General features: G+C 35.3%; 23 protein-coding genes. 1 reads left to right on the top strand and 22 read right to left on the bottom strand.

From position 1 onward, the window contains the following. Positions 1-4 precede the first annotated feature (4 nt). The 8 genes from CJ263_RS04960 to CJ263_RS04925 all read right to left on the bottom strand — a co-directional run bounded on the left by CJ263_RS04960 (position 5) and on the right by CJ263_RS04925 (position 6880). Positions 5-838 carry a DUF4138 domain-containing protein gene (locus tag CJ263_RS04960; RefSeq protein WP_094996242.1) on the bottom strand — a complete coding sequence of 278 codons (834 nt, stop codon included), beginning with the start codon at positions 836-838 and terminating at the stop codon, positions 5-7. Then, positions 835-1764: a conjugative transposon protein TraM gene (traM, locus tag CJ263_RS04955; RefSeq protein WP_094996241.1), complete on the bottom strand. Its 930-nt coding sequence runs from the start codon at positions 1762-1764 to the stop codon at positions 835-837. The genes CJ263_RS04960 and traM overlap by 4 nt, the downstream gene beginning before the upstream one ends. A 52-nt stretch (positions 1765-1816) precedes the next feature. Then, on the bottom strand, positions 1817-2431 hold the full coding sequence (locus tag CJ263_RS04950) for a conjugal transfer protein TraK (RefSeq protein ID WP_094996240.1): 615 nt from the start codon (positions 2429-2431) through the stop codon (positions 1817-1819). Between the two features lie 12 nt (positions 2432-2443). Beyond that, entirely contained in the window at positions 2444-3286 is an 843-nt protein-coding gene (locus CJ263_RS04945; RefSeq protein WP_094996239.1) for a hypothetical protein, read from the bottom strand. Position 3287: 1 nt separating this feature from the next. Next, positions 3288-3842, bottom strand: a complete 555-nt coding sequence (locus tag CJ263_RS04940; protein ID WP_229702374.1) for a conjugal transfer protein — start codon at positions 3840-3842, stop codon at positions 3288-3290. Positions 3843-3918: 76 nt separating this feature from the next. Next, entirely contained in the window at positions 3919-6321 is a 2403-nt protein-coding gene (locus CJ263_RS04935; protein WP_094996237.1) for a TraG family conjugative transposon ATPase, read from the bottom strand. Next, entirely contained in the window at positions 6308-6592 is a 285-nt protein-coding gene (locus CJ263_RS04930; RefSeq protein ID WP_094996236.1) for a hypothetical protein, read from the bottom strand. The genes CJ263_RS04935 and CJ263_RS04930 overlap by 14 nt, the downstream gene beginning before the upstream one ends. Further along, positions 6593-6880, bottom strand: a complete 288-nt coding sequence (locus CJ263_RS04925; RefSeq protein ID WP_094996235.1) for a hypothetical protein — start codon at positions 6878-6880, stop codon at positions 6593-6595. Positions 6881-7068: 188 nt separating this feature from the next. Here CJ263_RS04925 and CJ263_RS04920 point away from each other — a divergent pair, with 188 nt between their 5' ends. Continuing rightward, positions 7069-7722 carry an N-acetylmuramoyl-L-alanine amidase family protein gene (locus tag CJ263_RS04920; protein ID WP_094999120.1) on the top strand — a complete coding sequence of 218 codons (654 nt, stop codon included), beginning with the start codon at positions 7069-7071 and terminating at the stop codon, positions 7720-7722. A gap of 170 nt (positions 7723-7892) precedes the next feature. On the opposite strand, the gene CJ263_RS04915 is transcribed toward CJ263_RS04920, so the two are convergent. From CJ263_RS04915 to CJ263_RS04850, 14 genes are all read right to left on the bottom strand, one after another. After that, the gene (locus tag CJ263_RS04915; protein WP_094996234.1) at positions 7893-8288 is read right to left on the bottom strand and encodes a hypothetical protein; all 396 of its coding nucleotides are present in this window, start codon (positions 8286-8288) and stop codon (positions 7893-7895) included. Position 8289: 1 nt separating this feature from the next. After that, a complete protein-coding gene (locus tag CJ263_RS04910; RefSeq protein WP_094996233.1) occupies positions 8290-8952 on the bottom strand; it encodes a P-loop NTPase family protein in 663 nt (220 codons plus the stop codon). Continuing rightward, entirely contained in the window at positions 8936-9697 is a 762-nt protein-coding gene (locus CJ263_RS04905) for a hypothetical protein (protein ID WP_094996232.1), read from the bottom strand. The genes CJ263_RS04910 and CJ263_RS04905 overlap by 17 nt, the downstream gene beginning before the upstream one ends. Positions 9698-9704: 7 nt before the next feature. Next, positions 9705-9983, bottom strand: a complete 279-nt coding sequence (locus tag CJ263_RS04900; RefSeq protein WP_094996231.1) for a helix-turn-helix domain-containing protein — start codon at positions 9981-9983, stop codon at positions 9705-9707. Positions 9984-10258: 275 nt separating this feature from the next. Further along, complete coding sequence (locus CJ263_RS04895) at positions 10259-11110, bottom strand: RteC domain-containing protein (protein WP_094996230.1); 852 nt, start codon at positions 11108-11110, stop codon at positions 10259-10261. Between the two features lie 129 nt (positions 11111-11239). Beyond that, positions 11240-11836 (bottom strand): HD domain-containing protein, encoded by a 597-nt coding sequence (locus tag CJ263_RS04890; protein ID WP_158657083.1) that lies wholly within the window; start codon positions 11834-11836, stop codon positions 11240-11242. Next, a complete protein-coding gene (locus CJ263_RS04885; RefSeq protein WP_094996228.1) occupies positions 11817-12305 on the bottom strand; it encodes a hypothetical protein in 489 nt (162 codons plus the stop codon). The genes CJ263_RS04890 and CJ263_RS04885 overlap by 20 nt, the downstream gene beginning before the upstream one ends. A gap of 15 nt (positions 12306-12320) precedes the next feature. Continuing rightward, the gene (locus tag CJ263_RS04880) at positions 12321-13037 is read right to left on the bottom strand and encodes a VIT1/CCC1 transporter family protein (RefSeq protein WP_094996227.1); all 717 of its coding nucleotides are present in this window, start codon (positions 13035-13037) and stop codon (positions 12321-12323) included. Continuing rightward, positions 13038-14204 (bottom strand): efflux RND transporter periplasmic adaptor subunit, encoded by a 1167-nt coding sequence (locus CJ263_RS04875; RefSeq protein ID WP_094996226.1) that lies wholly within the window; start codon positions 14202-14204, stop codon positions 13038-13040. 2 nt (positions 14205-14206) lie between these two features. Further along, on the bottom strand, positions 14207-18541 hold the full coding sequence (locus CJ263_RS04870) for a CusA/CzcA family heavy metal efflux RND transporter (protein ID WP_094996225.1): 4335 nt from the start codon (positions 18539-18541) through the stop codon (positions 14207-14209). 285 nt (positions 18542-18826) lie between these two features. Then, entirely contained in the window at positions 18827-20200 is a 1374-nt protein-coding gene (locus tag CJ263_RS04865) for a HAMP domain-containing sensor histidine kinase (RefSeq protein WP_094996224.1), read from the bottom strand. Continuing rightward, on the bottom strand, positions 20197-20865 hold the full coding sequence (locus CJ263_RS04860; protein WP_094996223.1) for a response regulator transcription factor: 669 nt from the start codon (positions 20863-20865) through the stop codon (positions 20197-20199). The genes CJ263_RS04865 and CJ263_RS04860 overlap by 4 nt, the downstream gene beginning before the upstream one ends. Before the next feature lie 308 nt (positions 20866-21173). Continuing rightward, entirely contained in the window at positions 21174-22016 is an 843-nt protein-coding gene (locus CJ263_RS04855) for a bestrophin family protein (RefSeq protein WP_094996222.1), read from the bottom strand. A 23-nt stretch (positions 22017-22039) separates the two neighbouring features. Beyond that, the gene (locus tag CJ263_RS04850; RefSeq protein ID WP_229702327.1) at positions 22040-22456 is read right to left on the bottom strand and encodes a DUF4440 domain-containing protein; all 417 of its coding nucleotides are present in this window, start codon (positions 22454-22456) and stop codon (positions 22040-22042) included. Positions 22457-22508 lie beyond the last annotated feature (52 nt).

The following is a 22508-nucleotide window of genomic DNA, read 5'->3' as shown; positions in this document are numbered from 1 at the left end:
TATTCTAATTTGGGTTATTGATATATCTGTGTGATAGTTTCATTTCTATGTTCCGTTCGCCATCCTTCTCGTTCAATTCCAAAATTGCCCTGCGGTCTTCTGATAACGAAAATTTGGGCATTACATAAATAAACTTAACTGTTTTACCTTCTGTAATTTTTGAAGGTAGACGATGCTTGTAAATTGGCTCTTGATGTAAACGCTGTAAAGATTTTCTTTTCCCTTTTTGTCGAGTCTCGATGGATAGTTTTAAGAAATTCAAATCGTAATCCAAAGTAGAATTATTCTCAATCTGGATAACGAAGTAGAGTTCTTCTTTATCAAAAACAACATTTTCAACATTCAAGACAATGCCTTGCGTTCGCTTCTTAATCCGACCAATACGTTGGTTTCTGTTAAGAAGATAGGAACAGAATTTTTGATAATAGTATGTTCTGTTATCTACATTCCTTTCAGAAGTTACAACCTGAATCGAATCGGTTACCATTGTTTTTTCATTCCCAATACTATTTGATAAAGGAATAAAATAATTGAGCTTTGATAGCTGTTTTTTATATCTTACAATATACGAAAAAATTGAACCATTTCTATTGACTACCAACAGATTACTTTCCTTCCCAGGCTTTGCCTGAAGAAGTCCAAAATACTGTTCTTTTTCACGATTGTAAGTAAATACAAAATTATCTGAACCGGTTATTCCTTGCCGTATGGGTTCTGGAAAGAATAACGCAACATTTTTGGTGTCGTTAGCATAAATGGTGTCGAGTGGTATTGGTTGCTGTTGTGCTTTCGCGAAAGCGGAAATTAACACCATCAATATTAGAATAAATGTTCTCATAATTTCGGTTTTAAGATTAATCTGTAATTGTTCAGGACAGTAACCTTTACGTTGCGGTTACTTCGTCTTAGTACTTTTGTAACGCCACCTACTTGCGGAACGGTAGGTATGTTGATGTCGCCAATAATATCGTCCAGAACTTCGGTGGTGGCTTCTGCCCTAAAATTGTTCTGTACATAGATACCTTCACTACCATCAGATAAATCAAAAGCTTTGAGTTTTGTAGGATGGTGCTTTATGTTTTCAATTTCGATTAGCGCACGATTGGGCTGAAAGCTGATGAAACCGAAAATAGGTGTGTTCTCAGGCATTTCTTTACCATTGATTGTAGCAGTTTTGGTCAGGCGCATCCGCAATCTAGTATTCGCTTTTACGACTTGGTCGCCATCTACTACTACGTATATAGTTTCATCTGTATTACCTATGATTGAAACTTCATTGGGTTTTGGCGAAGCAGCAAAGAACAATTGATGTTCTAAGCCTAATTCTTTGGCTTCAATTTTTTCTTCCCTTTTTACTTCAGCAGAATCAATTTTTGATACCATTTCGCGAACAGTTCTTCTCTGTCCCAAATTCTGGTATCGCTTTTCTGAATACTTAATCTTACCAGCTTCATAAATGCTATCTACGATACGCTCTTTTTCGCGTTCTGGAAGGTCTGGGTCGTAAAATCCCAAGGAATCAATCAGCTTTTCATCGTAGATGCTGGGTGCATTGTTTTCACGTACTTTTTTTAAGTCGTTGATTGCATCCAATTTGGAATCATACTCTTTTTGGCCTTCTTCCAAATCAGGAACTAAGGTCTGCTTAAGGTTTTCTGTTTCACTTTCATCATCGCCCATTACCATCACGGAATAGGAAATCAGAAATATGAAAATCACGGCCAATACCGCTGCAAATACTATCTTGTTTTTTTCTACTTTCATAATCGTGTTTTTTTTAAATGCCAATTACCTGCCCGAAGTCAGGCGGGTCGGCTCAACTTTCATCTGATATTTTCTTTAAGGTGTTTTCGAAATAGTTTGTAATCAATAATCCGTGCGGATTGTTCGGAAAGTTTCGGTCGACCATAATCAGGTTTCCGGTGGAAACCAATTCGTAGGTGTCGATGATTGAACCTCTATTGATTTCAAAAATGGTCGTCGTGGTAAAACTATACGAACCATTATTTTCAGTTATCCTTGAATCGATACTCAGCACTTTTTGAACCAATGAATACTGAAGTAATCTATTGTAAACACCATCGGCTTTTTTCTGGCGGTAGAGATTGTCCACGGAACTGTTACCCAACCACAATGCCTTTTCCAAGTTGCGCTCGTAATTACTGGCATCGATGTTATAGAAGTAGTTGTGGAACAGATCTAAATGTGCCATAGCTTCTACTCTGAAATTCTCTTTTTGAGTCACGAGCTTCAGCGGAATGATACTGCCATCGGTATTGATGGCAAAGGCACTATTGAGTGCTTTTTGATTGGTGTTGAATACCATCCATACTGAAAAAGTACTGGAAAGCAAGGCACATACAACAACCGCCAAAACGATAAATCGATTCAGTTTTAGGACATTGTAAATATTCTTATATGGTGTTTTCATATTTAATCTGATTTAGGCAGTAAATAATCTGAGTGTGAAGGACGTGGCACGTTTGTACAATTTGAATTTTAGGAAAACAATAAAGCCTACTGAGCCTAATTGAACCACAGGTGCAAAAAATCCACTTCCAACATCGGTGCCGAATAAATTCGTCCAAAAATTGGTGTTGATTTCTGTATAGAGCGCATTGATAAAAACGTTGACCAAAAAGAAGGCTGGTACGAGCATATAAACCGCAGCGTACAATTTGAAAAACGTATAGGCAAGTGAACGGAACTTTTCAAATACTGCCAAACTAATGACCAATGGAAAAAAAGCCTGCATTATCCCTAAAAGAAAAAAGCGTTCTGCCAAAAACAGCGGATAGATGAACAAATCTAAAATCCAGAGGAAAAGGCTAATGATAAAGGCAAATATTTTGAATCCATAAAGTGGTGTTACCAATGCTTCATATAATAGCGTCATAGCTGCCTTGGCTACTTCGATGATACTTACATCTTCTTCAATCGGGATGTCCTGCATTTGTAGGGGCAATAACGCAGGTGCAGTCCCTCTATATTGCCCTTCAATAGCCACTAAAATACCATCAAAAAATCCCAATATTTGCGTTGAAAATATGACTGCAATAACTATTGCAAAATTCTTGGCAAGTTCACCTGGACTTAATCCCCAAGTATATCCGTCCTTATCTGCAACACCTTCATTGTACTTTTTAAGGATATTGACCAGAAAAAATAGGACAGCAAGCGTTTTCATTCCGGCAATTGTATATTGCGAAAAGCTGCTGCTTTGTATAGTCTGGAACACCGTATCTATATATTCCAACCCAATCCCTAAAAGTATAGTTGCGGTCATTTTAATATCCTGTTTCGCGGTTATTTACCTTATCCTGCATTTTTCTGAAGGAAATAATATCACGATAGCGTTTCGTTTTTGTCTTTATATTGGAAACCATTTCATTTGATTCCTGTTCTTTCTGCTTCAAAACTTCAGCACGTTCAGCATCGCTCATTTTGAGATAGTCGCTCGATAGGACTTCATCGATAAAATCAACCGTGTCCAATGAGTTTTGAACTATGGCATCAAAAGATTCCACAACCCTTGAAACTGCATCGGGTTTGATGTAAGGCGAGTTAAGGATGTCCTGTACATCGTTTTGCATTATATTGATAAGGCGCTGATTGTTTTGTCCAATTTCTTCAACTGCCCTAAGTTGTTGGACAACACTTGATACTTTCTCTATGGCCTCTTTTGCATCTTTCAGGAATTTTACAGACTTAATCATTTGAGCCGTTTGCTTGCCAGATTCTATCAGTTGTTTTACCAAGCTGATAAAATTGGTATTATCATAAGTGGGCATTCCTTGGGCGGTAGCATTACCCGACACAAATAAGGTCAGGGCTACGGTCATTACTAAAATTTTGATTTTTGTTTTACTCATTGTAAAAAAAATGTTTTGGTATTCGTGAATCTTCGATTTCATAATATTATGTTTTAGATGTGAATTGAATAATTGCTTTTTGCATATCGTTATGCTCATTGTAGAGCTTCATTATTTCCTCATTTTCCTGTCCATCGGTCAAGTAAGCGGCATATACTTCTTTCGGAACTTCCAGACGGAAAATGTTGCTTTCCCGTCCAATTTTAATAAACATTTCGGTGTACTTGCGTGGACCGGAAAGATTGTTTTTAATGGATTTTAATTGGTTCAGGTCGTGGCTGGATAGGTTGAGCCTTTTGACCAATTCGTCATAGCCTTTCTCATTGTTAAGGCTATAGATGACCTGCGTATTTTCGAGTATGCTTGCCGATGTAGAATTGTTCGGAAGCTGATTTATCGACTGAAGAATAATCCCAATCGCACCGTTTTGTTTACGGATAGCTTGATAATAGAACTCGACACTTTCCAATACATTTTCAAACTTTAGTTGTTTGGCAAACTCATCGAACAGGATAATGCCTTTTTCAGCTCTGTTTTTCCAAATGGTTCTTTGTATAGCCGACTTAATCAGCTTCAGCATCACGGACAAGATTTCCTTATTGTCCTTTACTTCATCCAGTTCAAAAACAATCAATCTTTTGTCTTCAATCTTATAGGTTTGGTCTTCGCTTACTTCAAAGAGGAAGCTATATAGACCATCGCCGACATATTCGGACATTACGTGCAAGAAGCTGGTAACGTTGAAGTAGTCGGGATGGATTTTTAAGGTTTCCAGAAGATCTTTCTGATTCCTTTCTATAAAACTGTAGAAACCTTCCAAAGAATGATTCTCAGAAGTGCTATCATAATAATGGCGCAGTATTTTCTTGATGGAAACCGATTGGGCTTTGGTCACTTTCAAATCTGAAGCAAACAATTCAAAAAGAAACACAGATAAATCTTCAAGACGGTCTGGTGTTAAGTCTTTTAGATTACTGATGTAAAAAGGATTGATGCCCAAATTCTTTCCGCTCTCGTAACGCAGTACGGTATATTTTTCAGGATAGAGCTTTGCAAATTTGGTATATGAGCCACCCAAATCGATAATGACCAAGCGTACGCCACTTTCAAAATATTGGCGCAGAATGTTATTTGCCAAAAATGATTTGCCCTCGCCCGTTGGTGCAAAAATGGCAAAGTTTCGAGCCTTGATACGTTTTTTGCGTTCATCCCAAACATCCTTTAAAACGGGAATGTTATGCTCACGGTCATTGAAGATGATTCCAGTTGCATCGCTTTTGTAGTTGGTATTGTTGATGAACAGGCAAAGTGCGTGTTTTAAATCAGTAACGTATAAATCATTGTTCGAGAAGTTTGAAGAGAAACAGCAGTAACTATTTAGTATGTAATTTTTGCGTTCTTCCCCTCTTGGATAGTATGGGATAATATCTAGTTCCTTAAATTCAGTCTTGATTTTCGAGGTTATTTTGTCCAACTCTTTAGCTTCCTTCGCCCAATAGATAATATTGAGATGACCACGAATAATACGTGCATTATCATCCGCATTGATTTGGTCCAGAATGTGCTGGATTTTACCAAGTACCACTTTATTTTGCGAACCGAAATTTGAACTCTTATTGAGTTCCTCAATTTTCTTATCGAGCAACTTGCACCACTTCTGTTTGTCATCCAAATAAAGGATTTGGTTGACGATGTGATTCTCGTTAAGCGTAAGCCCTAAGCCATCAATAAACCCTTGATGAAACACAAAATCGTCAGAAGTGAATTTCTCATTGGTTTTGCTACTCTGTACACTTTCGCCAAAGCACAGTTCGCTATTGATGGCAAGGGCATCAAAATGGTTTTCGCCAATATTGACGCTTTTTTTATCCAGTAAAATATCAGTATCATAGCCTTCATTAAAGCCATTGAAATAGGCATTCGTTAGTTGCTGTATTTCTTCCGCTTTAAGCGAAACAAAATCCATCTTTCGGCTATTGTTAATGAAAGAAACCGAATCACTAACCGAGTTTACGAAGCTCTTTATGTTTTCATCCAGTTCCTGTACAATTCCCTTTGAAATTTTTCGGAATGGATTGACATATTTTGGGTTGTTGAGTGCCTTGTTCTTGGTTAAAATGAAGAACAGATAACATTTGTGTTCAATATGTCCACGACCTTTAAAATGCTCGTGTGTTGCTTTCTCTAAAAAAGTTTTATTGGGAAGCTGTGCCGAAGAATAGGATTTCTTCAGGTAGATATCCTGTTTGTGAACCACAGTTCCCACAGGCAATGATTTCAAAGCCTGAAACCAGGCACCGTGCATATCCTCAAAGTCTTTTTCTGATAAAGAGTAGATTTCTGGCAAGTTACCTTCATAGCACAAGACCACGTTACCATTATTGGCAAACACGATATTGTCCTGAATATCTGCAATGGGTTGATATGCCGAAAGGTTAATCTTGTTCATAATCGAAGCCAGAATTTCTTTTGTTACTGATGATTTGTGGAAATGTTTTTGCCATTTGGAAAAGTTGCGGATTGTGGTTTATTCGAGTCAAGGCGACATATAAGGCAGCATTGAAAACCAATATCCCTATAATTATCCGAAAGCTGAAAGAGAAAATAATTACTAACAGCGATGCAAGTATGGAAACCATCATCAAGGCAAACAGGGAAATGGGCAGCCCAAATATGACCGCCCGTTTCCTAATGTTTTTATAGACCTCGAACCGTTTCATTTATACTACGATTCCTATTAGGTAAGTGAAGATGCCTACGACTGCGCCTGCAATCAAAACAAATACGAGAACCCTTGTGATTCCTTTTTTGAGGTCAGCATTTTCCCCAAAGAAATGTCCTGCATTAAATAGGAAACCAACAAGGAAAATAACCCCTAAAATGATGGGAAAAATGGTTCGGATGGTGTTTGAAACATCATCGACCGAATCTTCAATGCCACCAATTTGTGCAAAAAGAGATGTTGAGATAAGTGAAAGAAATACTGCGAAATAGATTGATTTTTTCATAACGGAACGGTTTAAATTTTCTGTTGTTTTCGTTATTGGAAATTTACATATATTTGTTTATAAATAACTGATTATCAAATATTTGTGAATAAAATATTATTTGATTTAGTTTGAATTCGTTTGTTATTATTTGGCATCAAATTCTATGGATTTTAGAAAGTAAATTGTTGATAACCCAAAAATTGAAAATGAAAAAAGTGCTCAAAAACGTCAGCTTTGTGATTTTGCTCTTAAAAATGTGCATCATTTTTGGGCAGGAAAATTCAACTCAAAAACGAATTGTAATTGATGTTGGACACGGTGGAAAAGATTCTGGTGCAATCGGAATAAATAGTATCCAAGAAAAGGATGTGGTTTTATCAATTGCAAATGAGATTTTGAAGTTAAATAACGATTTGGATGAGCCTTTGGATATTTATTTGACCAGGTACAAAGACACTTTAATTTTATTATCGGACAGAACTAAATTGGCCAAAACCTTAAATGCTGATTTGTTCGTTTCTTTGCATTGCAATCATTCCAATAATCCGAATGCTAGAGGAATTGAAGTGTATGTGGCAAACGCCACTTCACAATATTCAAAGGATGCCAGTTGGTTGGCTTTTCAATTGCAAGCTGCGCTTAATAAAGAATTGGGTTTTGAAAGTAGGGGTGTGAAGTTTGCAAATTTTCAAGTGCTACGGGAAACGATTGGTTATTGTCCTTCTGTCCTTTTGGAATTGGGGTTTTTGAGTAATTGGGATGAGGGTAGCTATTATTGTAAGTCCAATAATTTTATAGCTATGGCTAAAGTATTAATTCAATATCTAAAATATGTAGTACATGAAGGAGTTAGGGATTGAAATAATGAAAGCTATTAAGAATATCATCGTAGAATTATACAAGACGCTCTACAAAGAGGGAATTAGGTAAAGAATTATCAAAAAGTCAATTAGAACTCAAACAACATTCACAAAAATATTTTAAGCTACTTCATTACAGATAGTTCAATTTTTTTCAAATTCTGAAAAACCTATTTTTCATCCTTAAGAAAATCGTCGTTAAAATAATCATAGCTATCAAAGATTTTTTTTGAATTCTTCTTTTTCTCAAACGTTTCTTTGGAAGGCATTATAAAGTTAGAATCAACTGGTTGATAGCGATAAGTACCACCATCATTTATTCTAATCGTTCTAGATTTAGTGTTTTCATTGATTGCATTAATTGAATTTGCATAGTAAAGCTTTACGAATACTTTGGGATTTGTAAAGTAAGGCGGATTTCCTGTAAGCCTTTTCCCTTCTTGAACACCTGCTATAAATAAAACCTTGCCAATCGATTGCCATGTATGTTCTCGTAAATAGAAACCGTACTTTAAGTTTGCCTCATAGTATTGCTCATATATGTTGAGTAAACCATTTGAATCCATATTATTTTCTTTTATCGTTAGTGGCTGTGTCGAAAGCAATCAAGTTAAACAGTTCTCGCATTCTGCTACGAACACGGTTTCCGTAACGTTCTTCCAATTCCTCGGCATTTAGGTTGGTGGTAGCGTGGGTTTTGACTTTGTGTTTGGTCTCAAGGTAAAGTTCGTATCGGGAAAGTAATACTTCGCCCATCACATTGAGATCCTTGCCATAAAACCTTCCGGCAGGTTCAACACCTAAATCATCAAAGCAATAAAATTTGGTATTGCCATATTCCTCGACCGTTTTAAAACCTAAATGATTGAAACTAAACGCTACATTTCTGCACGGTATCATTTCGTAAGATCGCTGTAATGGGACGATGTGTCGAAGTAATTTCATCAGCGTAGTTTTTCCGCAGCCTACGGGACCAGAAAGCAGAATGCCTTTGTCAATATCTATTTCATATTTTTCACAATTGTCCTTATCCTTTATGAAATAATGACAGAGTTTTCGGATGATTTCGATGTCTTCATCGTAGATTCTAAAATTCTTACCAAACAATTGTTTTCCCTTTGTATTGAGGTAAATCAGTATTTTCTCGAAATCGTATAGAACGCTTTTGCCATCAAACTTGCCAAGTGAATATTCCATACCACCTTCGATAATTTTAGAGGGGTTGTCCATAATCTTTGTTTTTAGTGGTTCGCAAGTTGTCCTTGATTTGGGACGCCTGTTTTTTGTTTGGTTTGTTTTCCTCGGCATATAATTCTGTTCTGTCCATCCAGTTCGTGGCCAAGGCACGCCAATCTCTAATTTCATTTCCATCACTCGTTTGCCAGTTCCGGGTTTCATAATGCTCAAAGAATTTTTTTCCTTCATCAGCATTAAAACCTTTTTCAATAAAAAAATTAATAACGGCCTGCCAGCCCTTTGGTTGTTTTATATTGTTTACTTGTTTGGTATTGTTTATAGTAGATACCAATGCTTGTCCACTGGTGGGACGGTGCGAGTCCACAGCTTGTCCATTATTGGGATGGTGTTGGTACACTACTGGTTCACGTATGGGACAGTACTGTTCCGCAAGTTGTTCTAATATGGGATTGTAGTGTCCCGTAACTGGTTCATCACTTGTCCCAAAATTGAACATCTTGATTCGGCTACCTTTAAATGGATTGTGTGAGGGTTCGTACAATAGGTATTTCCAATGGTGCATTTCTTTGATGCAACGATGGTAAGTAGTTTTTGAACCAATCTTGGAAAACCGCATCGCTTCTTCTCGATTGATATAGAATTCCATAGGAAAGTGATAATTGTTCCACAACTGAAATAATGCCACGTATAAACTGATGTGCGTGGGATTTAAACGGCCGTCTTTTGAGAATTGTAAGAATACGGCGTTCAAGTGCTTGATGTAGTTGACCTGCTCCAAAACGATTTTAAAATTTGTTATGAATTTTGTTATTTTCCATTACGCTCATTATTTCTTCATAATCGTAATAGAGTACACCGCCAACTTTGGTGAAGGGCAATGTGCCATTGATTCTTAAATTCTGTAAAGTGCCGGAAGAGATTCCCAAAAGTTTTTTTATTTCAGGGGATTTTAACCACCTTTTGGTAATATGGCCAGATTGGTTGTTGAGTAGTTCCTTGATATCATCGAGCAGTTCAAGTTTCAACTCTCGAAGGTCGTCTGTGGTAATAATACTTGTAGGCATAATAGAACGGATTAAAAGAAAGGGACTACCGTTTTGCTTTCATCTAAAATGATAGGCCCTGACCTGATTTGACTTTCGTTCTACAAAATTGGGGTAGTTTGATGGATTTTATTCACAAGTTAGGCCTACTTGGGTATTTTTTTTCTCTCATTTTCAATGTAATACAATAGAGGATTTTGGTACTTTCCTAAAAAAATACCCTATCTAAAAACCACCAAATAAAATGAGATTTTCAATAAAACGAGAAACACCCAAGTTGAAGCATCTTGGGTATTTTATTTTACGTTATCAGTATCATCCATCCTTTTGGTTAACTGCTTTTTTAGTATATCCAAAAATTTGGTTCTGCCATTTTTACGCATCCGTATTTCCAGAAATGCTCTGTAATAATCGCCCAAGTCCACTTTAAATGTTTTTTCAACAAAATAGGCAATATCTTTAATGTCAACAGTACCATTGTTGATGACATCTGTACTGTGCAAAGCGTAAATCAGTTCTATTAAATATATTTTATGGGCTGTCCACGTAATTTTGGTTTTCCTTTGTAACAATCTTAAATTTGTATAATTGTTTGTATTCTCCAATTTATCAATCTCCCGTTTTAACTGTACAATCAAAAGGTCATAAGCCAAAATTGTAGCTACTGTACTATCGTGGCTTGTTGCAAATTGTTCATCTACAAAAAAGTGAAATGAATCTGGGAATAACCGAATATCTGCCTTACCTCTTAAAAAATATTGTTCATCAAATACAGTAGCTTCCCTACGGTAATAATGGTAAAAATCGAGATTGTCGTTAAAGTAGGTTTGAAGTTTTTCAATATTACTGTTCAAATATTTTACTTGAGATTTATTACTTCCCCTTGGTCTTTTGCTTTCAATGTTAAATAGTTTTACGTAATAAATGAGTTTACTGTAAATTTTTGGTTTAGTACATTTAAAAAAAAGTATTTCCTCTAACTTGGTTTCAAATTCATAATCGATAATGATACTTCTAATTGTTTTAAGGGTTTGTTTTGAAAGTTTAATCCCTTTTTCGGCTTTCACTAATATATCTTCTTCTTCTATTTCAAGAATATCAAGGTCATTGTCTAATTTTTTTAATATGTATTCGTAATCTGTCGTCATTCTTGCACCGGTTAAAAAGCTTTAATCTATAACATTCGCTACATTATAGTAATTGTACATTTCGGGACCGAAGTAAACAAATAGAAAAAGAGATGCGAAATAAACATAAAAGTTTTGGAAATATCATTTTCATTGTAATCGTATCAATTGTTTTAATTTATCTAAATTTTCCTGTTTTCCATTTTCCAAAATCTCTTTACCATAAGTGGTCTTGAATCTGTGCTCTTCCAAAAAATTGATGTTAAGCATTTGCCATTCATCATCAGCCATAATTATATCACTAAACAGTTCCCATTCTTTTCGTAAGAGCATATTCTTATACAAAAAATTAGTTGTTCCCAAGTGGAACAAATCGGCATCACAAAGTACTTTGGCTAACACATTTGTTGGACGTTGAGGCATTTTAGTAGCATCTATACAATTACAGACTTTGTTGATAAAACTTTTATTAGCCTTTTGCTCTTTTAGAAATGTAGTAGCAATGAATTTACTTTGGTCTTCGTGACCTTTGTAAGTCATTGAAAAACCAGTATCGTGAAACCAAGCTGCAATGAGCAAAACCTCAGTATCCTGCTCATTTATATCCATTGCAGCACATAGGTATTTTACATTTTGTACTACTTCTTTAGTATGCTCCAAATTATGAAATGGTAATTCCTTACATTTTGAAGTTGTCAATAAATCTGTACAAAATGCAGCAACGCTACTAATCATCGTTGTGGTCATCGCGTCCATCTAATTGAATTGTATTCGTATTGCTTCTAATCTCTATATGGGTTATTTCGCCACCACTTGTTCCAACGTATTTTGAAATGCCTATTACCGTTACAGAAAGCAATAAAACGGCAACAAAACCGTATTTGTAAAATGAAAGTTTTTTGTATTGTAAAAAAAAGGTTATTAGCGATACGCCTCCTAAAATCAGCATCATCGTAAGAAACAATTCTGCATATTCTTCGTGTTTATGGATTAGTGTTTCACTAATTCCTGGTAAATTCTCAACTATTTCTTCAGCACCTTCACCTGTTAAAAAAGCTGCAATAGCTGTTAATGCAGAAAAAATAAAAATACCTAATGCTGTATTTTTGATTTGCGGTTTTTTCATAATTAAACCTGCTAACAACACTAAAAAACCAATCAATACGCCCACAATAGGCAAATGATTGACTACTAAATGAAAATGTGCGTCGTTCATAATTTTAAAATTTATTTAAGCAATATTTACATTAAACATATAACCCACTAATGCGGTTAGACCCATTGCAACTGTTCCCCAAAATGTGATACGAATTATAGCTTTCCCTATACTTGAACCACCGGTTTTTGCTGCCAATCCTCCTAATACAATAAGAAAGAAAAGTGCAAAACCATAAAGAGAATATTCCATACTATTTAAAGGCAGAAAAAGTGTTACCAAAAAAGGAAGTAATCCACCAACGGTAAATGCCGCCCCAGATGCAAAAGCCGCTTGAATAGGTTTGGCTTGGCTAATTTCATTTATTCCAAGCTCATCTCTTATATGTGCACCTAAGGCATCGTGTTCCGTTAATTCTTTAGCGACAATTAATGAAGTTGTTTTTTTTAACCCTCTTTTTTCATAAATTTCAGCTAATCGCTGTAATTCGATTTCTGGAATTTCATTTAGTTCTTGTTTTTCACGTTCAATATCAGCTTTTTCAATATCTGTCTGTGAACTTACAGAAACATATTCTCCTGCTGCCATGGATAAAGCACCAGCAACAAGACCAGCTAATGTTGCTAAAATAATGGGCTCTCGTGTGGCACTCGCTGCTGCAACACCTATTGCAAGACTCGCTGTAGATAAAATACCGTCATTAGCTCCAAGTACTGCTGCCCTTAACCAGTTACTTCTGTGGATGTAATGGTTGTCTAAATAATTGTCCATTTCTTCTGTTTTTTCTTCCATCTATTCTGTTATTAAATTAAAAGCTCCTTTGGTTAAAAATTGGGTGTCTGGTTTAAAATCATCCGCATTAAGGATTTGTGTAAAACCATTATTGGTTGTTCCTACCTTAACCAATACTCTTCTAAAAGTTTGCTCATTCTCTTTAACCAGAACAAAAAAGTCATTGTCAATATTGGCAACCGCCTCTGTTGGTAATGCAGGATGCTCTGACGAAGTGGTTAAAATTTCTGCTTCAATGTACATTCCAGGGGCAAATAATTTGGCGTCATCTTCATTCACCAAATCTCCGTGTATGTTTACAGTTCTATCTTCGGCGTTAATAGTTTTATTGACTAAATGTACTTTCCCTTGATACACTTTGTCCATATTGTTTTGTAATCGAAAATTGATGGGTTGCCCCATTTTAATCATTGGTAAATCTTTTTCAAAAATTTTCAACTCTATGTGCAAATCGTCTGTATTTGTGACTGTTATGGCCACATCCGAAGGGTTTAAATACATTCCTTTAGTAGCATTAATAGTTGTTGCGTAACCTGACAAGGGTGAAAGTACGCTAATTACTGACCGAATGTTATCTCCAGACAAGGTGTTTGGGTTAATATTCATTAAGCTCAACCTCTTTTTTAGCGATTGATATTGTGCTAATGTCACGGTATATTCTGATTCTGCTTTTAGGAAGTTCTTTTTGGATGTTACATTATCTGCAATCAATTCTTTTTGACGGTCATAGTCCGATTTTAGATAATTTAAGCGTCCCTTGGCTTCTAAAAAATTTTGTTGCACCTGTACATATTCAGGGTTCTCAATAGTGAATAATGTTTGACCTTTTTTGACTGCATCTCCAGGTAATAGGTTAATATCTTTTACATATCCAGCAAAATAAGCACTTACGTCTGCTTGATTTTCTGGCGGAACGGCAAACATACCATTCGCTTTTACAACAGTATTAAATGGTTGTGTTGTTATTTTGCCAAGCTCCATATCGCCTGATTTAAACTGATTCTCTGTTATGGTAGCTATATCTGTATTCTCTGCTTTTTCAGTTGCATCTGTATTTTTTACCTCAGATTTTTCTTTTGAATTACAGGATGCTAAAGCCATTATTGCCACCAATAAAAGACTCTTGATGTATATAGAATTCGATGAATTGTTACGTGTATTTTTCATTGTTAATTAGTTAAGTAATTTAATTCTAAAACTGTATTATTATACTTGTTTAGGTTTTGTAAATAGTTGATTTCGATATTTTTGGCACTCTCTAAAAGCTGTACATATTGCAAGAAATCTATCTCGCCATTTTGAAATGCTTTAGAAGCTGTTGTTGTTAATTCTTTAGAAAGTGCTCTTCCTGCAGTTTCATAATAATCTACTGTTTCTTGATATTTTTTTACATCGGAAAGTAAGGCGTCGTATTTTGATTGCAATTGAATTTTATAGTTTTCATATTCGTTGGCTACAATAAAGGTTTCGGTTTTTGCCGCATTGATTTTTGACTTGTTTGCTCCAAACCATAAGGGTATTGCAACACCCAATTGAAACCCATTGTAATTTTTTGCATTAACACCATTATTAGTACCTTGAAATACAGAAAATTGCAAACCTGGTAATAGCTTTTGTCTCTCTAAAGAAAGGGACGATTTTGCCAAATTTTCTATTGTATTATAATATAAAATCCCTGGGTGGTTTGCTATGGAAAAATCATCTAAGGTTAATCTCGGTAGTACATCTTCATTAACGGTAATCAACGAATCGCTTTGTACCCATTGATTGAGCATTGTGTAGGCTTTAGAAACGTCTTCTTTAGCTTGTGCAAGTGCAATGCTAATTTCTTTTTGTTTTGTTTCAGCGGTTAATTTTTCTAATAAATTGGTTTCTCCAACATCATATCGCTTTTTCGCTGCACTAGCAAATTGCCCGTATAAACTATCTAAATACGTATATTGCTTGACTAAATTATGACTGTAGACCACATTATAATAAGCGACATAAACCTCTTTAGTTAACATCCTTTCATTTAACTGATACAGTTGCGTTGTTAATGCCACTTTTTGTTTTTCTACTTTGTGCTGAGCTCCATAAATGGTTGGAAATTGAAATGACTGACTAACTCCAAAAACATTAAGAGGTAGACCATTTTCAGCTATATTATTTTGGTCATAACCATAGGAAACTTGTGTTTTATCTATATTAAAGGCACTACCTACCAATTGTTCTGATTGATTGATTCTTTTTGCGTTGGCTTGCAGTCCTTTATTATTCTCGATTGCCATTTCTACAGTCTGTTCTGCACTTATTGGATTTTGTTGTGCGCTACCAACAATTGGTGCTAGTAAGACCGCTATAATGCCAAGAGCTTTAAAGTTTACTTTTGTTTTTACCTTTGGATGATGCCCTTTTCTATCAAGCATTGCATACAAAATAGGTAATACTACAAGTGTCAATATGGTTGCAGTTATTAAGCCACCAACCACTACTGTCGCTAGAGGTCTTTGAACCTCTGCACCTGCGGAAGTCGAAATTGCCATCGGTAAAAATCCTAAAGCTGCTGCTGCTGCTGTTAATAATACAGGGCGCAATCTATTTTTTGTACCCATTATTATTCGTTTATTAATATTATTGACTCCGTGTGCTTTGAGTTCTTTAAACTCTTCAATCAACACAATACCGTTTAAAACTGCAATACCGAAAAGCGCAATGAAACCAACACCTGCCGAAATACTAAAAGGAAGGTCTCTCATATAAAGAAGCATAACACCACCAATTGCGGATAATGGAATGGCGCTGTAAATCATTAAGGCTTCTTTTACAGAATCGAAAGCAAAATACAACAAGACAAAAATTAGAATTAACGCGATTGGTACTGCTATTTTCAATCGTGCTGTAGCAGTTCTAAGGTTTTCGAATTGTCCACCGTAGCTTATGGAATATCCGGTTGGAATCTTCACATCTCTTTCTATTATTGCTTGAACATCTTTCACTACAGATTCTAAATCACGGTTTCTAACATTTACACCTACAACGATTCGACGTTTGGTATTATCGCGTGAAATTTTAGCAGGTCCTTTGGTATAACTAATATTAGCAAATTCGCTAAGTGGTAATTTTGTGCCATTAGGCAACGAAACCGATGCAGTTTCTAGGTTTTCAATATCTTTTCTGTGAGCATCATCAAAACGTAACACTAAATCAAATTGTTTTTCTCCTTCAAATACAGTTCCAGCAGTTTTTCCTGCAAATCCCATCGTAATAACTTTATTCAAGTCCTCAATGTTTAATCCATATTTAGCAATTTTCTGGCGGTTATATTTTACAGACATCTGTGGTAGACCAGCAGTTTTTTCTACAGAAATATCTGCTGCCCCCTCAACATTCTGAATAGCCTTTTCTATTTCTAATGCTTTTCTATACAATACATCTAAATCTTCTCCAAAAACCTTGATGGCCAAATCGGCTCTTACCCCTGTAATTAATTCGTTAAATCGCATTTCGATAGGTTGGGTAAATTCAAAATCTACCCCTGCAACTTCTGATAATGCCTCTTTAAATTTATCGGCCAATTCGTCTTTAGTCTCCGCGGATACCCATTCTTCTTTTGGCTTTAATTTGATGATAACATCGCTTTCTTCCATAGACATGGGATCCGTAGGTACTTCAGCAGCACCAATACGACTCACCACTTGTTCCACCTCAGGGAATTTTTTTAATATTTTTTCCATTCTGGTAGTAGCTTCAATAGTTTTACTTAAGGATGTTCCTGTCTTTAAAATTGGCTGAATTACAAAGTCGCCTTCATCTAAAGTGGGCACAAATTCACCACCCATTCTCGTAAATAAAAACCCTGTAAAAACTAATAAAGCTACAGCCATACCTAGTACTAATTTCTTTTTACGTAATGCCCAAGTAATAATAGGTTGGTATTTGTTTTCTAAATAAGTAATAAGTCTTGATGATATCGTTTTCTTTTCTGTATTAGACGGTTTTATAAATAATGAAGCCATTACTGGTATGTAGGTAAAGCATAAAATCATAGCTCCAATTAGGGCGAAACAAAACACTAATGCCATAGGACGAAACATTTTTCCTTCTACGCCTACTAGTGACAGAATTGGGATAAAAACGATGATGATGATTAACTGCCCAAATACGGCTGAATTCATCATTTTAGTTGCGCCTTGGTAGGTTATCGCATCTATCAACCCTTGTCTTTCATTTTTAGGCAGAGCCAATAATTTAGTACGCTGACTCGTAATTTTAAAGGCAATAAACTCAACGATAATTACAGCACCATCGATGATGATACCAAAATCTATAGCTCCTAAACTCATTAAGTTGGCATCAACCCCAAAAATGTACATTAGCGAAAGTGCGAATAGTAAACATAGCGGAATTACAGAAGCTACAACCAATCCTGAACGCCAGTTTCCTAAAAGTAACACTACTACAAAAATGACTATTAAACATCCTAAGATTAGATTTTCAGCAATTGTAGAGGTTGTTTTCGCAATGAGCTCACTTCTTTCTAAAAATGGATTAATTGAAATGCCTGTAGGTAAGGATGATTGTATTTCTGCCACACGTTTTTTTACTGCCTCGATTACAGCATTGGAATTGGCATCTTTAAGCATCATTACTTGTCCGAGTACTTTTTCTCCTTCTCCATTTCCTGTGATTGCTCCAAAACGATTTGCGTGACCAAATCCCACAGTAGCAACATCCCTAATATAAACAGGTAAATCACCCTTATTGGTTACAACAATATTCTCAATATCTTGAACTGAAGTAACTAAGCCTTCACCTCTTATAAAATAACTTTCATTAATTTTTTCAATATAACCTCCTCCGGCAACACTATTGTTTTTTTCTAAAGAAGAGAAAACATCAAAGACAGAAACATCCATAGCTCTTAGACGTTCTGGATTAACCGCAACTTCATAAGTTTTTAAGTAGCCTCCCCAAGTATTTACTTCTACAACACCTGGAATTCCAGAAAGTTGGCGTTTTACGACCCAATCCTGAATAGTACGTACATCTGATAATGAATACTGGTCTTTATATTTAGGGTCTACATCGATTACATATTGGTAAATCTCCCCAAGACCTGTAGAAACAGGACCCATAAAAGGTTTGCCAAAACCTGCGGGAATTTTTTCTTCTGCACTTTTTATTTTCTCTGCGATAAGTTGGCGCGGTAAGTATGTACCTAAATCATCATCGAATACAACTGTAACCACGGATAGCCCAAACTTTGATATGGAACGGATTTCCTTGACCCCAGGCAAATTTGCCATCTCCAACTCTACAGGATAGGTCAAAAATTTCTCTACATCTTCCGTCGCCAAGGTTCTTGAAGTCGTGATGATTTGAACCTGATTATTGGTTACATCTGGTACAGCTCCGATAGGAATATTGGATAGGGAATACAGGCCGAATCCAATAATTCCGGCGGTAAATAACAGTACGATAAGTTTGTGATGGATACTGTACTGGATAATACGTTCTAACATTTTTTGGTGGTTTATTAAATAATGAAACAAATGTAGATGCGTTATCTAAGTGTATTCTAAACGGTTTCTTAAGATTGGCTTAAGAATGTTTTATAGAAAAAGCAAAGGCCTTGAGAGTTCTCAAGACCTTTGCAGCTATTAACCAATAAAAACCAACCAAAAAACATTTAAAGGTTAAGGGGAACTTTTTTCTTTTTCAAATAGTAATTATTGTACTGTTGCTAATTCTTGTATAAATGTAGTATTGTAGTTTAAAGACTGTCTAAGGATAGTCTTAAGATTAGCTTAAAACTGAAGTGTGAAAGTAGTTCCGCTACCTAATTCACTTTCGACAAAAATACTTGCATCAATAGCATCAGCAGCTTTTTTAGCTATGGAAAGCCCCAAGCCATTACCAGAAATATTTTTATGGTTCAGTGCTTCAGACCTGAAAAAATTATTGAACAGGTTCTCTAAATCTTCTTTTCTAATTCCTATCCCTTCATCTTTCACTTTACAAACAAGTTTAGACTCTAATTGTGTAATAGAAATATGGATCTTGGTAGCATCCTTAGCATACTTTACTGCATTCCCAATAATATTTTCAAGTATTAGATTCGTAAAATATTGAGGCACTAAAGTCTCATTGTCAACCTCATTTTTGAAATTGATAGAAAGCTTCTTTTCTGAAATTTTGTTTTTATATCTTGATAGAATTTCGTCTATTATAGTTGCCAAAGGCCGCGAAGATTCGTCTGCTGCTTTTGAACTTGTATCTAATCTAGCCAACAGTAAAAGCTGCTCTAATGTAGCAGTCATTCGGTCTATTTCTGAAAGACAGAACTTGATTTTTCCCTCATATTCTTCTCGTTCCCTTGGCTTGCGAATTAATACTTCTAACGTACCTTTTAAAGTTGCTAAAGGTGTTCGTAATTCGTGAGACGCATCTGATGTGAATTGACGTTCCCTTTCCAGAGCATTCTCGATGCGTTGCAATAAGTCGTTAATCCCTGAAGATAAATCAAAAAGTTCATCTTTGTTTTGAGGTAATGTAACACGTTCGTTTAAGTTGTTTCGCGTAATTCTGTTAGTCGTTTCTGTAACATTCTTGACAGGTGTAATACTTCTACCTGCTATAAATTTGGAAATAAAATAAAGACTCGCTAAAAGTAGCAAATACACTAACAGCAAAATATTTCTTAAATTTAGCAATACCATTTGTGATGCTTCTAACGACATAGCCGCCACTATAAAACCTTTTATTTTACCGTTTTCTTCTATGGGTAATTGAATTTGTCTAATTGGTTTTTCATTAAGTATATCGTTAACATGACCACCATATTTAGATCGTGGATGAAATTCGAGCTCATTTTCTTTTAGGTTTGGGGATTTATCCATAAAAACACCGTTCTTATCTAAAATTTGGATAAAAACAGGATTTACTTGAACTTCTCTATGTTCTTTTTCTTCCCACTCTTTTTTATTTTTTATTTTGATGCTGTCGCCAACGACTTTCATTTCTCCGGTATGCTTTTCCGCTTCAAAAGAAAGGTCGTGGTCTATATTTTGATACACCACACCTTTGACCACAAAATAAACAGCTGTAAATGCTACAGCCATAATGATTGCGGTCGCAATCATATAATGAAATGCGATTCTATTTTTAAAACTTAAATTCATATTTCCTTTGCAATGTAGCCCACACCTCTAACTGTCTGAATGTAATTCTCGTCTTTCCCTAATTTCAATTTCTTGCGAAGCGCATTGATGAACACATCTATAACTCCTGTATTGTAGTCGAAATGAATATCCCAAACACTTTCAATAATTCGAGATCTTCTGCATACTATTCCCTTATTCCGTATCAAGTATTCTAATAAAGCAAATTCTTTTTGTGTAAGACTTATTTCTTCAGCTTCTTTATGCACTTGGTATGTTGAAGTATTGAGCGTGATATTTCCTATTTTAAAAACAGAATGCTCTCCAGTTTTAGGGCGTAGTTGTACCTTGATTCGTTCTAATAATTCTTCGAAATGAAAAGGTTTTTTTATGTAATCGTTTGCACCAGTTTGAAGCCCAAAAATAGTTTCGTCTAAAGTATCTTTCGCTGTTAAAAATATGACGGGTGTTTCTTTAAATTGTTTCCTAAATTGACGGCAAATTTCGATACCGCTTAAACCTGGCACCATCCAGTCCAATAGTAATAAATCGTATTCTCCTGAAAGGGCTAATTGAAGACCTTTCTTGCCTTCTTCGGCAATATCTACCGCATAGGACTCTTCCTCTAAACCTTGTTTAAGGAAATTAAATATACCTGGTTCGTCTTCTACGATTAGAATTCTCATTGCGCAAAAGTTACAATATTTAATTAAGTTAAGATTTGGCTTTTCTTAAGAATTGCTTAAATTTCTAACAAACAATAAATTTAAGAGAACATTATAGTGCTTTATCAGTTCTTCATAAGGGAACCTAAAAGCTAGCCTACCATAACAAAAACATTAAAACTAAAATAGTCGGGTTTTAATCTTATAAATTTATATAGATTGTTGACTAACAACCTTTTCTTTTTTGTATTAGACTATTTTGCCTTACATTATATAGAATTTTTCTGGTTTAAATGGTTCTGGTACTGATTCATCTTCTATAAGTTCCTTTATGTTATTTCAATAGTTCTGGCTATTGACGTTACAGCTGTATCCGTTGGTTGATTTTCAAACGGGTCTTGTATTTGATATGCTATCTTTTCTAAAAGAAAAAAAGGAATTGCAATCGCAATTAATAATGGTATATGTATAAAGTCATGAAATTCAGACAATGAATTAGACATGGACAAGGAAAGTAAAATCAAAAACAGATAAATGAATAATCTTAAAGTTAACCTATACGTTTTTGGAAAAAAGGTATTTTTTATGCGCTCCGCTCGTCCCATAGAAGTACAAAGCCTTTGCATTGTACTTTCTATCTGTATTTCGTGAAACTCACTAATCAATTCTGTTTTACGCATTTTTTTTAGATCATCGTAATGCAAGTCTAACAGCATCACCGGTATATTGCTTTTATTGTTCACAAGAATAAACTCTTCTTCAGATATAAACTCTTTCGAGTATTTCATTACCTCTTGTTTGCGTAGATTTTGACCAAGTGCATAACACCATGAAATTTGACGATATGCCATTTTGTTCAGAATGATTTTTCCAGCCTCGTTATCTGGCTGAATAAACGTTTTAAGTTGCATAACTAGAGACCTGGAATCATTCACAATGGCACCCCATATTTTTCTAGCTTCCCACCACCTATCATATGACTGGCTCAATTTAAATGAGAGAATCAAAGAAATTGATGTACCAAAAAAAGCACTAAAAGAGATGGGTAGTTTAAAGTCTATAAAATTGGAAGAAATTAAATGTATGACGGTTGCAAATGCTGAAATTATCAAAATATCAACAATAATCATTTTAAAGGGATAGTAAAGTGGTATTCTTTTGTTTATAATCATGATTTTCTAAACTTGTTATACTGTTAGCTTTTAAAATTTATGAAAGAGAAGCAACCACAACTGACCTTTGTTTCTGCTCTCTGTAGTTTCGCGCTTATAGGTAAGCTCCATCCTTTACTTTTAATAGTTCGCTCCTCTGTCCCTTTAGCCTTGTCACCCTTTAAAACTATCTTATACAGGTAATTTTCAGTTGTATATGCATGCGGTAAATTTACATTTGCATTAATTTTATAATCTGAAAATGTAAAACTTTTAAAGTGACCTAATTCTGGACCTAGATGCCCATTAATGTACTCTTTATAAGTGCCCTCTACTTTACCTTGTTCAAAAATAGTAGCATCCTCCGTAAAAAGTTCGAAAGTACCGTCTGTAGTCAGGTTTTGAATGGCATCTTTATACGACTTCATTACTTCTATGACCGCTAGTTCTTCTGTATCCAAATCTGTATTTTGACTAAAGATGTGGCTAGTTACAAATAACAATAGCGTTAAT

The sequence above is a fragment of the Maribacter cobaltidurans genome (assembly GCF_002269385.1).
GTDB lineage: Bacteria > Bacteroidota > Bacteroidia > Flavobacteriales > Flavobacteriaceae > Maribacter > Maribacter cobaltidurans.
The sequence above is the reverse complement of the archived record's forward strand: the minus strand, read 5'-3'. Positions and strand labels throughout refer to the sequence as shown.